The organism is Nostoc sp. 2RC (assembly GCF_014222165.1).
In the GTDB taxonomy this organism is placed as follows: domain Bacteria; phylum Cyanobacteriota; class Cyanobacteriia; order Cyanobacteriales; family Nostocaceae; genus Nostoc; species Nostoc linckia.
This window is the reverse complement of record NZ_JACKZU010000211.1, coordinates 1-14000: the sequence shown is the minus strand read 5'-3', so window position 1 is coordinate 14000 and position 14000 is coordinate 1. Positions and strand designations below refer to the sequence as shown.

Annotated in this window: 9 protein-coding genes; all 9 read right to left on the bottom strand. The window is 43.9% G+C overall.

The window, feature by feature from the left end:
* Window positions 1-25 precede the first annotated feature (25 nt).
* Complete coding sequence (locus GNE10_RS21675) at window positions 26-463, bottom strand: four helix bundle protein (protein ID WP_311774836.1); 438 nt, start codon at window positions 461-463, stop codon at window positions 26-28.
* A gap of 4 nt (window positions 464-467) precedes the next feature.
* A complete protein-coding gene (locus GNE10_RS21670; RefSeq protein WP_185566931.1) occupies window positions 468-3614 on the bottom strand; it encodes a hybrid sensor histidine kinase/response regulator in 3147 nt (1048 codons plus the stop codon).
* Between the two features lie 15 nt (window positions 3615-3629).
* A complete protein-coding gene (locus tag GNE10_RS21665) occupies window positions 3630-8855 on the bottom strand; it encodes a GAF domain-containing protein (RefSeq protein ID WP_185566930.1) in 5226 nt (1741 codons plus the stop codon).
* Window positions 8856-9018: 163 nt separating this feature from the next.
* Window positions 9019-9537 carry a chemotaxis protein CheW gene (locus tag GNE10_RS21660; RefSeq protein ID WP_185566929.1) on the bottom strand — a complete coding sequence of 173 codons (519 nt, stop codon included), beginning with the start codon at window positions 9535-9537 and terminating at the stop codon, window positions 9019-9021.
* A 14-nt stretch (window positions 9538-9551) separates the two neighbouring features.
* Entirely contained in the window at window positions 9552-9914 is a 363-nt protein-coding gene (locus GNE10_RS21655; protein ID WP_099068595.1) for a response regulator transcription factor, read from the bottom strand.
* Between the two features lie 174 nt (window positions 9915-10088).
* Window positions 10089-11498: a response regulator gene (locus GNE10_RS21650; protein ID WP_185566928.1), complete on the bottom strand. Its 1410-nt coding sequence runs from the start codon at window positions 11496-11498 to the stop codon at window positions 10089-10091.
* Between the two features lie 436 nt (window positions 11499-11934).
* Window positions 11935-12633 (bottom strand): gas vesicle protein GvpC, encoded by a 699-nt coding sequence (locus GNE10_RS21645; RefSeq protein ID WP_185566927.1) that lies wholly within the window; start codon window positions 12631-12633, stop codon window positions 11935-11937.
* Window positions 12634-12711: 78 nt separating this feature from the next.
* Window positions 12712-12933, bottom strand: coding sequence for a gas vesicle structural protein GvpA (gene gvpA / locus GNE10_RS21640; RefSeq protein ID WP_099068598.1), 222 nt, complete (start codon window positions 12931-12933; stop codon window positions 12712-12714).
* Between the two features lie 196 nt (window positions 12934-13129).
* Window positions 13130-13831 (bottom strand): GvpL/GvpF family gas vesicle protein, encoded by a 702-nt coding sequence (locus GNE10_RS21635; RefSeq protein WP_185566926.1) that lies wholly within the window; start codon window positions 13829-13831, stop codon window positions 13130-13132.
* Window positions 13832-14000: the final 169 nt, after the last annotated feature.

The following is a 14000-nucleotide window of genomic DNA, read 5'->3' as shown; positions in this document are numbered from 1 at the left end:
GGGTAAAGGGGAAAGGGGAAAGATTTTATTGTTTTAATGACTGATTTATAGATTGAATTTGATTAGATAGCATACGGCTCAACTCCATAGCTTGATTAGAAAGTTGTGTATAAGTTGGTTGGTCTAGATAGCCCACTTCTAAAGCTACTCTTAAAAGACTGCAAACTTCACCAGCAGACCCTTTAGCAATATTTAGAAAATTTAAGTATTCTTTGCGAGAATATCGTTCAAATCCTTCTGCAATATTTGTAGGTATTGATACGGTTGCACGTCTTAACTGATCTCTTAAACCAAAATCTTTACTCAGTTCACCTTCCTTAGTCCTTAAGTATATTTGCTTAACTAAATCAATACCTTTTTGCCATACTTTTAAATCCTCAAAAGTTTCAATTTTTTTCCTTTCCCTTCCTTCCCTTTCCCCTTTACCCTTTCCCCCTTCCCCTTTCCCCTTTCCCAGTGACACTGCGCTAAGGGTTATTAACTAGTTCGGCGATGGTGGCTAGAAAGTTATGTTCGGAATAGGGTTTAGTCAAGTAAGCTTTCGCCCCTAGAGCTAAAGCTAATTGGCGGTGCTTCTGTCCGCTACGGGTCGTGAGCATCACCACGGGAACCCTTGACAAACGCTCGTCTTGGCGATGGTGTTCTAAAAACTCAAATCCATTCATCCGGGGCATTTCAATGTCGCAGATTGCTAGATTGACATTACCGTGTTGAAGCATTTGGGCGATGGCCTCTCGACCGTCACCTGCTTGCAAAACTTGATAATCGGCTTTCTGGAGGGTCTGCACCAAACTCTGCCTTTGTACGATGGAATCTTCCACCACTAACACCGTCAAGCGGTTGGGTTGAGCAACGGCTGTATTGATTTCCATTGGCTGCGGTTGCCTTATGGTTAGCTCGGATTGCTGCCCCTCTAGAGTCAGAACAGGCTCAGGTGCGGGCAATAGTTTAGTTGCTAGACTTGATGCCGGGGAAGTCGGCATCATGTCTTTCTCCCAGGTTTGACGAACTAACTCTAATGGGTCAATGGTGAGGGTGAGGCTACCATTTCCCAAGACGCTGTAGCCTTGGATGTAACTAGGTAAAGTCACGACTCTGCCGAGGGATTTAATCACTAATTCCTGCTCGACTAAAATCTGATCGACTTGCAAACATAGGTATTGCTGTTCTGTTTGCAACAGCAATAAAGGTTCGACGGTGTTCCGTTGTTTAACAGGAAAAGGACTTAGGGTTAAATTGTGGTCTTGGGTGAATAAAGGATATTTATAATCCAACAAATTGGCAAGTGGGCGGATGGGAACTAGTTGCTGATTTTGCCCTTCTCCCCACTGCCAGAATTTTTGGATGCCTTGCCCGTGTAAAGATTGCTGGACTTGAATCTGGTCTGGCTGCGGTAATAAAACCTGGCTAATTCCTTCAGATAGCAAGGCATAAGTGATACCTTGAGATTGACAAACCAGCAAGCGTGCTGTTGTCAAGCTCAGGGGTAATTGCAGGATAAAGGTGGTTCCTTGCCCTGGAAGCGATCGCACTACAATCGAACCTTGTAAAGCCTGCAATTGAGTGCGAACCACATCTAAGCCGATACCACGGCCAGATAACTCACCAATTTGGTTAGCAGTAGAAAAGCCCGGTTCAAATAATAAGTCTGAGAGTTGGTCTTGTGAGGCGTAGGCGGCTTCTTCGGGATTTAGTAGGTGTTTTTCTATACCTCGCCGACGAATGGATTCCCAATTTAAGCCTCGACCATCATCCCGTACCTCAATAGTAGTGCGGTTGCCTTGATGGTAGGCTTGAATAGTAATTGTTCCAGTTTCTGGTTTGCCCTGCTGGCGGCGAGTTTCTATCGGTTCAATGCCGTGGTCGAAGGCATTGCGAATCATGTGCAGCAAGGGATCGTACAGCAGCTCGGAAATCGCTTTATCCACCAGTACCTTAGTACCACCAAGCTTGAGTTCAACAGGCTTATGATAAGTTGCTACCATCTGTTGCAGCAGGCGGGGAAAGCGATTCAACACTGTTCCCAGTGGCACCATTCTGGCTTGCAGTAAATCTTCCTGCGCTGCTGAAAGCAGTTGCTTGCGCTTGCCGAGACTGAAGCGAGATTGCTGAACTAAGGTATTAAAAGCCTCAATCCGTTCTCCTAATTGCACCATGTCTTCTGTCAGATTTTGTAGGAGAATGTGCAACTCGCTATAGGTATCCATTTCTAAGGCATCAAATTTAGATTGTGCCTGGGCAGTTGGGGAAGGAGAGACAATTGAGCAGCGTGGGTATCGCTGCTTTGCGCGTTCGGGAAGCAGTTGTCGATCCGACCAAGTGGCAAGTTTACTCAGTTGTTGTTGACAGTACAAAAACTGTAGTAGAGTTTCTTGACCTGCTTTGTGGATGTGGTTAGATTGTAGGTTTTGTTGGTTTTCGTTGATTAGCAATTCCCCAATCGTGTGACTGAGGCGATCGAGTTGTTCTATTGCGACTCGGATACTAGGAAGTGATGCCGATGACTGAGCCTGGAGGCTTGGTGCTGGCGGTGGAGAAGTCGGCCGTTCTGTGTCTGAGTAGCGGCAGGATGTCTGTGGGTCTCCGATCCAGATTGACTGTAAAATCCGGTCTATGGCAGAAGTAACTACTACCGCATCCTGAGAAATTGGTTCTAGTACCTCCGGTGCTTTCGGTGGAGAATTATCAGTCAGCTTCGGGAAAAATGACCAAATTGATTCTGCTTCACTGGCACTGAGGAGGGGGGATGGCTGATTTTCAGTTGTAGTGGTTTGTGTTGGTTGGTTAGCTATGGAAACTGGCAGTTCTTGTGGTTCTGGGACAGGAGTAGTTAGCCCTGCCCATTCTCGCAATTGGGGAGATATTTCTCCTCCTTGAGTGCGATCGCCTGCGAGTACTGCTACTTGAACTGCTTGAAAATTTTCTAAAGCCACTTGAGCGATTTGCAGTACTTTGTCTGGATGCGCTTTCAGGGCGTTTAGAGTTGCTTGGGCAATTTCTCCCAATCCCAATAAGCTATAAGATGCTGCTAGTTCGGCAAAAAATTCTGCTTGAGAGTTGAGTGTTGTTTGAATTTGTTGCGGATCTTGGCTTTGGATGTCAGCTGCCAACTGTTGTAAATCCTGGGGTACACTCCCAGAAAAGATTGACTCTACCACATCAAAACCAAGTTCTTCCGAACTGGGAAGCGGAGCCTCACGGCCAAAAAAGTCGCCTAATTTATGTTGGAGTTGGGCAAAGATTGAGGCAGTTCGATCGAGTATTTCTGCCTCATTGTAGGATAAGCCCATCAAAGTTGCGCTCAAGGGAGTTCGCAGGCACTCATAAGCATCTAGAAGCAAAGCACCCAATTCTGGATCTATTTCCAGTTCTTGGGGGTATAACGCCTGGAATACATCTTCCAAATGATGGGCAATTGTCTTAATCGTTTCCTGTCCAACACTGGCAGCACTTCCCTTGAGAGTATGGGCGCTTCGCATCAAGGCGTGAACTTTTTCTGTGGTTTTTTCATCAAATAAACCGATCAGATTCTGCTCAATGGTTTGCAACAACTCTGCCGCTTCAGCCAGAAAAGCCTGCTCTAGCTGCTCTTGATTACTGGGATCGAGGTTCATAGCAGTTTTGGGAGATTAGTCAACTTTGAACTGGCTAACGCTGGTTTCCAGTTGTTGTGAAGTCATCCGTAGTTCCTCAAAAGACTCGGAAATGTGGATGGCACTTTGGGAAGTCTTGCGGGCGATGGTCGAAACATCTACCATCGCTTCTGTCAATATCTGAGATTGCTGACTTTGAGTGGAAACTGCTTGAGTAATTCCTTGCACCAATCCGCCAATTTCATTAGTAGCTGCCACGATGGCACTCAGGGAATGACGAGTCTCATCGATTAAGTTCGAGCCTTGGACAACTTGACTAATGCCTACTTCCATTGCTTCGGTAACTTCGTTGGTGCCAGTTTGAATTTCTTGCACGAGTCGCTCAATTTCTGTGGTGGCGCTAGCTGACTGATAAGCCAGAGAACGAACTTCATCTGCAACCACCGCAAAGCCTTTGCCATATTCTCCAGCACGGGTAGCTTCGATGGCAGCGTTGAGCGCCAGCAAATTAGTTTGAGTGGCAAAGTTTTCAATCAAACTCACTACTTTGGAGATTTTCTGAGAAGCTTCACCGAGGCGTTTAATTTTCTTCGCTGTTTCCGACACAGTTTCCCGAATCTCTAAAATGCCATCTACGGTTCTTTCCATCAGAGAATCGCCAGCTTGGACGGTTCTATTAGCTTCATGCACCGCCTGTCCTACTCGTTGGGCATCAGCAGCGACTACCTGGGTGGAAGTTACCATCATTTGTAATTGTTCCAGAGCGCGTTCGAGCCGTTCTACCTGCTGTTGAGCTTGGTCAGATAGTTGTACTACTGAGGTGGTGTTATGGCTGGAATTTTCACTCACCTTGCTGGCAGCAATCTGTACTTGTCGCACCAAATCTCGCAAACTTTGGATTGTAGTGTTGTAACCATCGGCGATCGTGCCAATTTCATCTTCGGATAAGGGCGCTCGAACGGTGAGATCCCCTCTGAAGGATGGTTCCAAAGCCATGAGAACGCGTATTGCTCCTTGTTGCAGTTTTTCCCTTGCAGTACGTTCGCGCTCTGCGGCTTCTGCTAGTTGCTGTTCTTGACTACGCACCTGTTTTAAATACTCTGCCAGATTGAGGGCAATACCAATCTGGACGCTGGCTTGGTTGAGAACATCTTCCTCCGATTGCTCCCACTGGCGCGATGCGCTATTTTGATAAACTCCCATCAGCCCCCAGAGCCGGTCTTCTTGAAAAATCGGCGCAATCATGTAGGCTTTAGTTCCCCAGGTTTCTAACAATTGAATGTGACATTCGTCATGACCGACACTATATATATTGTCAACCCGCAAACTTTCTTTGCGGGCATAACGCCCTCCTTTGTTGTACTGGAGATAGGTATCTCTAACTCTGGCAAGGCTAGTTCCCACAAGCTTCGGCCAATCCCCAGTTACAGACTCAACGACAAATTCTCCAGACCAATCAGGCTCAAAACGGTAAACTCCAACTCGATCGACTTTCAGCAGTTGACGAAGTTCGTGGGTGGCAAACTGGACAAATTCCAGGACATCACCATGACTTTGGGCCATTTCTGTTAATCGACTCGGCAAGCGATAGGAAAATCGGGCGTTAGCCACTTCCCGTTGTGCCAGCTCGATCAGTTCTTCATTTTTACTTAAGGTTTGTTGTAAGTATTGCGATTGCTGGACGGCAACCCCAAACTGCGTGCCGATTTTCGTTACCAAGTTGACTTCATTATCTTGCCATTGCCGCGGCCCATCATTCTGATATGCTCCTAATAAACCCCAGAGTTTGTTGCCGGCAATAATCGGGGTGATGATATAAGCTCTCATCTGGAATTGTTCGAGAATTTTCAAGTGGCACTGGGCATGACCAGCAGTGTAGATATCATTGATAACAAACGTCTCGTTGTGGCGATAGCGTCCACCTTGGGTTTGTTGGAGGTGTTCGTCTTCCCATACAGTCTTGATATCGGGGGCAACCAAAGCCACCCATTCACGACTTACAGATTCGGCAACAAACTCCCCACCCCAATCTGGATTGAAGCGATACACGGCTAGCCGATCGCATTCCAAGTGCGATCGCAATTCTGGTAAGGCATTGCGGAAAATCGTATCTAGTTCTTGAGCTTGGCGAATTTTCTCTGCCAGCCTTGTCAATGCTCGTTGCCCTTCTGCGGTTCGCTCTAACTCTGTATTCTTCTTCTTGAGCTGTTCGATATATTTGACCTGTTGCAAGCCTATACCCATTTGCACAGCTAGTTTTCGTAACAGTTGTACATCCTTGGATTTCCACTGCCTGGGGCCAGTATTTTGGTATGCTCCTAAAAATCCCCAGAGTTTGCTGCCAGTAAAGATCGGAGCGATGGTGTAAGCCTTGGCCTGAATTTTTTCTAATATCTCTAGGTAGCACTGGACGTGACCGACAGCGTAAATATCATTGACAATAAAGGTTTCATGATTGCGATAGCGTCCGCCCTGAGTTTCTTGTAAGTGTTCGTCCATCCAAATTGTTTTGATGTCAGAACCAGCTAAAGATAACCATTTATCTTTTACGGATTCGGCAACGAACTCCACACTCCAATCTGGATTGAAGCGAAATACTGCTAGGCGATCGCACTGGATTTGTTTGCGTAAACTTGGCAGTACATTCTCGAAAATAGTGTCTATATCCTGGGCTTGACGGATTTTTTCCACCATCGCTGTTAGCACCTGTTCCTCTTCTGCTGCCCGTGCCAATTCAGCATTCTTCATTTTCAGTTGTTCGATGTACTCGGTTTGCTGCACGCTTAACCCCAACTGAATGCCCAATTTGGTCACCAATCGCACCTCCTCGGAATTCCACTGGCGCGGGCCGCTATTTTGGTAAGCTCCTAATAAACCCCAAAGTTTGTTGCCAGCAAAAATCGGGGCGATGGTGTAGGCTTTAACTTGGAATTGCTCTAACAAATCAATGTGGCACTGGGCATGACCAACAGCATAGATGTCATTGACAACAAAAGTTTCATTGTTGCGATAGCGTCCGCCTTGGGTTTCCTGTAAATGTTCGTCTTCCCATACAGTTTTGATATCGGGGCCAACCAAAGGAACCCAGTCACTTCCCACAGATTCGGCAATAAATTCACCACTCCAGTCACAGTTGAAGCGATATATAGCCAGGCGATCGCATTTGAATAATTGCCGCAATTCTGCCAAGGTAGTGCGGTAGATGGTTTCTGGCTGTTGGGAATGGCGCATTCGATCCACCATACGCGCAATGGCGTTTTCTACTTCAGCTACTTGGGTCATTTCAATATTTTTTAACCGTAGCTGTTCGATATATTCAGCTTGCTGGAGGGCAATGCTCAAGGATTCGCCAATCTGCAATAAAGCACCAATCTCTTCATCAGTCCATTTGCGGACATCAGAATTTTGATAGGCTGCTAACAAACCCCAGAGATTACCAGCGCGGAAGATGGGAACATTAATGTATGCTTTGGCTTGGAACTTCTCTAATGTTTCTAAATAGCAAGGTGAAAAACCAGCAGCAGAAATATCGTTGACTTTACGGAAGCGCGTTCCTTTGGCGTACACTCCACCCTGGGTTTCCTTGAGATAGGTATCCCCATCAGGTTTAATAGGGGAGCCATAATCCTTAATATTGCACCGTTCTGAAGATATCAGACCTGTTTTTAAAATGCCGTCTTGTTCCTGCATCTCCAACAATGACGACCAACCAGCAGCCACAGATTCAGCAATAACTTCTCCACTCCAGTCTGGATAAATTTGATAAATGACAACGCGATCGCATTTTAAAAATCGCCGCAATTCTTGGGTGGTAATGCGGAAAAGGGTACGAAGATCCGTTGCTTGCCCAATTTTTTCAATGATGCCGAAAACAGTACGTTCTCGTTCAATTAGCTTGGCTGATTCCTCAGATCGTTGATAAAGTTGTTGCTGATATTGCAACTGCTGAATAGCAATACTAGACAAAGATGCCACCTGCACCATCAGGCGAATTTCACTATCTTTCCACTGACGAGGCTGAGAATTTTGATAAGCAGCGAGTAAGCCCCACAATTGTTCTCCCTGAAAGATGGCAACAATAATGTATGCTTTGGCTTGATAGCTTTCTAAAACTTTGACATAGCAGTCAGAAAAACCCGCACTGTAGATATCATTAGTGACTCGATAAATCTGTCCGCGATGGAAGGTTTTGCCTTGGGTGTGCTGAATATAGCTATCTGCACTGTGCGATCGCCCTGTTGTCCCAACTAATCCCCCTTCGTCTGCAAAGTTCCTCACACTGCAATAGTTAACGTTCTTGATAATTGTTGGTTTGTTTCGCTGTTCTTCCAATAGAGAAACCCACTCAGATCCAACAGATTCAGCAACAAATTCCCCACTCCAATCTGGTTGAAAACGATAAATTGTCACGCGATCGCATTTTAATGACTGTCGCACTTCTTGGGTGGCAACCCGAAAGATGGCATCCACATCTTTGGATTGGAGAATTTTATTTGCTACACCAGTGATGATTTGGTCTTTTTCCACTTCTTGTTGCAATGTAGCTTGAATCGCGGCAACTTGTAGTTGTGCTTCTAATTCCTGCGCCAGCAATTTGAGCGAGCGAATTTCAGCATTCTGCCACTGGCGAGGAGCAGTGCATTGTTGCACTACCAACAAACCCCAAACTCCATCTTTTGTTAATATCGGCAAGCTCAAACAAGCTCTTACCTGAAACCGATCTACGAGTTGCTTTTGGTAAGGAGACAAACTTGCAGTGTAGGTATCCGCGATCGCTGCTAATTTTTCTTGTTGATAAAGCTTGGCAGAACTTAAGCCAAAAGTGACGGCGGGCAATTTTTCTTTCACCATTGGGGTAAAGCCATCCCTCATGGCCTCCGCAACAACTACCCCCAGAGTCGGATTCGTAAACTCATACACCAGGACGCGATCGACTTGCAGGGCGCTTTGTACCTCCAGGACAGCAGTCGCTAACAACGAATCTAAATCCGAATATTGGCGGATTTTACTAGCGATGGCCTGTACTTGCTCTACCTCAAATCCATCTCCTTTGTCTTGACATGGCAACACACTCAGCAGTTCTTTTAATTTGCGGATTCTATCCCGCAATGGCCCTGTTTCCACCCAATCAGCTTGCTCTAGTTCAGCTCGCAATTCTTCTAGAGTGGAGATGATTTGCTGTTGTCCAGGTAAACCAACGGTATGCCCATTGCCGGAGGTAGAATGTGGTTGGTTGGGTGTAACATTGAGTTGCGTTACCATAATCTTTGTTGCTATTAAGGTTGTCGGAGTTAATAAGTAGAACGAACTTTAAAGACTTCCAAGTAAAAAATATTCCATAGAAGACTGTTCATGGTTCACAGCCAACAGTCAACAGTCAACAGTCAACAACCTGAAGCGGAATAATTTATTTTTTGGAGTTCCTTTAAAAAGACTGAAGCGTTTGAATCACAGTATGAGTGTCAACTAACATCAAAGGGCTACCTTGAGCATCCATAAAGTAACCCTGCAAGAATGATTTAAGTCGGGCGGGTAACATCGATGCCGAAATCGCTAACCGCTCTTGGGAGTCATAAACTTCAATGGTATTGACTTGCTCCACCAACAGCCCAACAGTTTGATTCTGGATTTGAACAAGCATCGCCATGCCAGAGTTGCGTACATTTTCTCGCCGACACCAGTGTGTTGCTCCCAGTAAACCTGCTAAATCAAGAATCCAGATAGCTTCTCCCCGCCAATTCATGATGCCTAACAAAAATTCTGCTACCTGCGGCACTGGTAAAATCTCTGTGAGTGCAACTTGAATTACTCCCCGCAAATCTGCTAGTGGTAGTAACCCGTTTACCTTTCCATTTAACGGAAATCTTAAAAACCTCTGGTTGTTTCCTTGGGAGGAGTTTTCCAGAATGGGTAGCGCTTTAAAGCCATCATTGCCCTGTACCATTGCCCCAGTTTCCTTTAGCGAATAAATTTACTAACAGTCTGGAGCAAGGTATTTTCATCTACTGGCTTGACTAAATACGCATCAGCACCACTCATAGTGCCCCAAGTTCTATCAACATCTGTGTTTTTCGTCGAGCAAATCACTACTGGGATTGCTTTTGTTATCGGATCGCCTTTCAACTTGCGGCAGAACTCAAATCCACTTTGACCAGGTAAAATCAAATCCAGTACGATCAAGTCGGGTTTCTGTTGCTTCAACCGCAGTTGAGCCTCTTCACCACTGCGAACTTCATAAACTGAATATCCTCCTTGTTCTAGGTAACGTGTCATCTTTTCGGATTCTGTCAGACTATCTTCCACTAAAAGAACTTTTTTCATTTTTATTCCTAACTATTTAATTGAGAATTTGAAACAGAATTACGACAAATGAATCAAAAACAAGTCAGAAGGAAGGTTTAAGAATTTTCATACTTGCTTGTGCCAAAACTGGGCATCAATTACCTGTTTGGAATATGGCTATAGAGGAGCCACTGGCATGGCTGTCGCTTCAACCTAAACGCTTAAATACTTGTGCAGCACATTGAGTACTTTTTCTGATTCTACGGGTTTACCTAAAAAGTCAGTTGCCCCTACTAATTTTGTTCGCATCCGATCTACTATTCCATCTTTCCCTGTTAAGATGACAACCGGCACATCTTTAAGACTTGGAGTTTTACGGATTTGAGAACAAATTTCATAGCCATTGACTTTTGGCATTAAAAGATCCAAAAAAATAAAGTCTGGCTTGCTTTTAATTAGTTTTAAAACTGCTGTCAAAGAGTCTTGAATGCCAACAAAACGGTAACCTTGTTGGCTGAGAATTTCCTCCAAACTGCGGCAGATAGTCGGACTATCATCCACACAGGCTACTAAAGGTCTTGAGGCATCAATAATTGTCTTGCTAGGTGTTGGGGTAGCAACTTGGATAACAGTGTTCTGTTCTGTCTTTAGTGAGGAATTGGAATTATTAACTGCACTGGATGGACTGACAATTTGTCTGTTAGTTGCAGGGGTAACAACTTGGATAACAGTGTTCTGTTCTGTCTTCAGTGAAGAATTGGAATTGTTAACTGTACTGGATGGACTGACAATTTGTTTGCTAATCGGTGGGGGAGCAGTTTGGATAACAGTATCCTCTTCTGTTTTCAGTGAAAAATTGGAATTATTAACTGTACTCGACTGGTTGCCAGTTTCTTGACTAATGCCAATCTTCCTGAGTCTTGGGGTGGGTGAAAAAGCGATCGCCCCTGTTTTTACCAATGGCATCAATAACCGAGTCAAAGCTAAGACATCCCGACTTCTTTTTTGCGCTAGACCTCGTAAAGTTTTTGTGCCATCAACTAAAGAAATAATCTGTTTAGAGGATGCTTGTCCTTGGAGTAGCTCAATTTGTTGAATAACAGGATATAAATTAGGGGAGTAATTAGCCAGTCCTGCATCTCGCCATTCTTGCCAAGCTTGTGTAGCCTGTTTCAAAACTTCCTCAGTTGGTATTACAGCTAGGAGAAATCCAGGAACTGCACCAACAACTGTGGTAGGTGACAACTGCCTTGCTTGGTTGTTGCCATCTTTTTTGGCTTCAATGTACTGCATGATATCAAACAAGACTTCAGCTATTAAGCTTGTAATCAGGCTAATAAGTTGTTGTTGTTCGATTAATTTTTGTTCTCGCAATTTACTAAGAATGCAATACTCACGATAACTTTCCTGGGGAGAGACAAGCTCCTGCAACTGTGTCAGATCCAGATTAGAACAGTAGTGCGACAAGTGCCGTCGCCATCGCTCATCGGCATTAGAACCGCCAGCCTGCCAAATTAATCGTCCTAAACGAAAATATAGCGTCCAACTCGGCCCGTCCCTTGATTCAAGATTCAGCTTGCCTGTGAATAATTTTGTTTGAAGTTGCTCGATCAATTGATTCACAATGGATCGCACCTCCTTATATATCTTGAGTTTTGCATTTATATTAGAATTCCTCCAACAGTCAAGCTGACTAGCCTCATCATGCGATCGCGGGAACACAGTTCAAAACCTCGATCTACCCCAATTTGTTATATTCCTTTCCAATCGGAACATTTTTAAAGTTCAAAGCCAGAAACTCGAACAAAGATTTAAACTCTTTTTTTAGTTAGCCATAAGTTATCTATATTACTTCTGCCATGTTATATATGCTGAAAAAAAATTGCATATATTATAGTTGCAATACAGACCTTAAAAAGACGGAAATGTTCAATACTACGAATCCCAGACCAGCTTGAAAGCTTATAGATTGCTTACTCTGCCTACTTGAGACAAAAGAAACAAACAATCGCCTAAGCGCTCGTCTGCAAATACAAAAAGTCACCTGGAATCGAGTTTGTCAAGAAATTGCTGGTTGCCGAATAAAGTATTGGCGATCGCGTTGTTCTAGTACTCCTTGCTTGATTAAAGAGCGCAGGATATCTATGGTTTGCACCCGGCTTAAGCCTATCACCTCTTCAATTTCTATTAAAGTAGCTCCTTCGGCTTGCTGGATATATTGCTGCACTTTCGATTTAACATTATCTGCATTCAAGGCAGGCACTTTTCTAGTTATGGTATTAACACCAGGACGAAAACCAGTGGCTTTAATTGCAGAACGGGAAATTGGCCATTTGGCAACTGTTGGCACTAATTGTTCTTTTTTAGCAAGAGTTGAAGAAACTGTTTGTTCGTGACTGCCATCACCCCAAACACTTTGATGTAAAATTGTCCGAAAATTTTGCAAATCTTGGAATAATTCCTGAGCCTTTGCTACTCGCTGTTGGCGGTATTCTTGCTGGCGTTGCCAGACATCTGTTTTGATTTGCAATATTTCCAATTGCCGCTCTACAATTTCTTGCTGAAATTGCTGTTGTTGTAACTTTCTGTTGTTGTGGAGGCTAGTAACAAAACTACTCAATTCTTGATGAAGTAAATCTGCTTGTAACTGCAATTCTTGTTGAGTTAGCTGTTTCCACTGGTTAATTTGTTGGCGGCGTTCAGCAGTTATTTGTAATCGCTCTTGTCGCTCTTTTTTCCATAAATTCTTCAGAGCCATCAGCTGAAATCTCCTATTTTGTTAACTAGAAACATTAAATGGGAGCCATGAATGAAGGCTCCCTTTTTTAATGTGGTGTTAAGCAGCAGCAGGAACAGCAGCCTGAGATGTTAAACCAACTGCTTCGGCATATCTTAAGTAAGTTTCAACTGAAGCAATCACAATCCGAGCTTCCACTGCTAGCAGTTCAATACCAACTAAAGAAACACGTACCCAAGCATCAACTACAATACCTTTGTCTAAAATGCGGTCAATAACTTCCGCCAGACTAGAAGATGAGTTCACTTTTTCAACAGCCATTTTATTTTCCTCACATAAATCTAATGATTGGTTTCATCTTGCTCCAATCGAGCAATAGGTAAAACTTACACAATGTGTTTTATTCTTCCTGGATTTAGTGTTCCCAAAAACAACAGATAAATAAAAGAAAATAAAAAAATACTAAAAAGTTAACAATATTTTGAGAGAGAAAAATTAAAGTACAATCTTCTTGTCTTTATTCTTTCTTGTATATGGGAGTATTTTTGAGAAAATGATACGGTGGCAGAGGTTCGCTCAGTGCCAATTGCCAGTGCGAGCATTGTACTTGCCACAGGGAAAATTGCTGCGTATTAACTGTTGAATCGTTGCGCTGTGCTAAAAAGTGGATTTGTCGCACATCTGGCTTTTGAGTTTCACAGATAACATTTGTATATGTTTTGAGAATTAACTGGTTCAAGACTTCCCACTGTTGGCCTTGTTGTGCTTGGAATGCTTGCTGCGTTTGGTAGCGTTGTTTTTTAGCTAATAAATAAGCTTTTCCCCTAGCATCAATCGTGTCAGAATCATCAAGCAAATTACTGGGTGTAGCTTTTAAAGTGTACTCAACTTTGTCTGTTAGCTGAGTTAGGGTTTCTTGATATTCCTGTTGATACTTTTCTAAATAGTTTAGTAATGTTGCTTGCGAGGTAAAACCGTTACCAAAGCGTAGGGGAAGCAGGGGAGTTTGCTCAAAGACTTCTCGAATTACGCGATCGTGGGTTAATACAGCTTGAAGTAAACGCTCATCGGTTGCTTGTAATGCTTCCAGCAAGATTTCCGGCTCAACTATTGCAGCTAAACCAGAAGAATAAACGAGTTCAGTATTCCTTTCCATCCCTACAGGGAGAATAAGTGGTGAGGCGATGGGTTGTAGAAGTGCATAGGCGTATATGGACATAAACTAGATATAACGAACCACAAAGGACACAAAGAACGCGAAGACAAGACAATACTGCTCAGGTTTTGGATTTTAAACTGGAATTTGGTTTCGGGAAAAGGTGAGCCAGCGCGGTCTTGGGGGTTTCCCCCATGAGCGACTGGCGTTAGCGTCAGCGTTAGCGACGAAG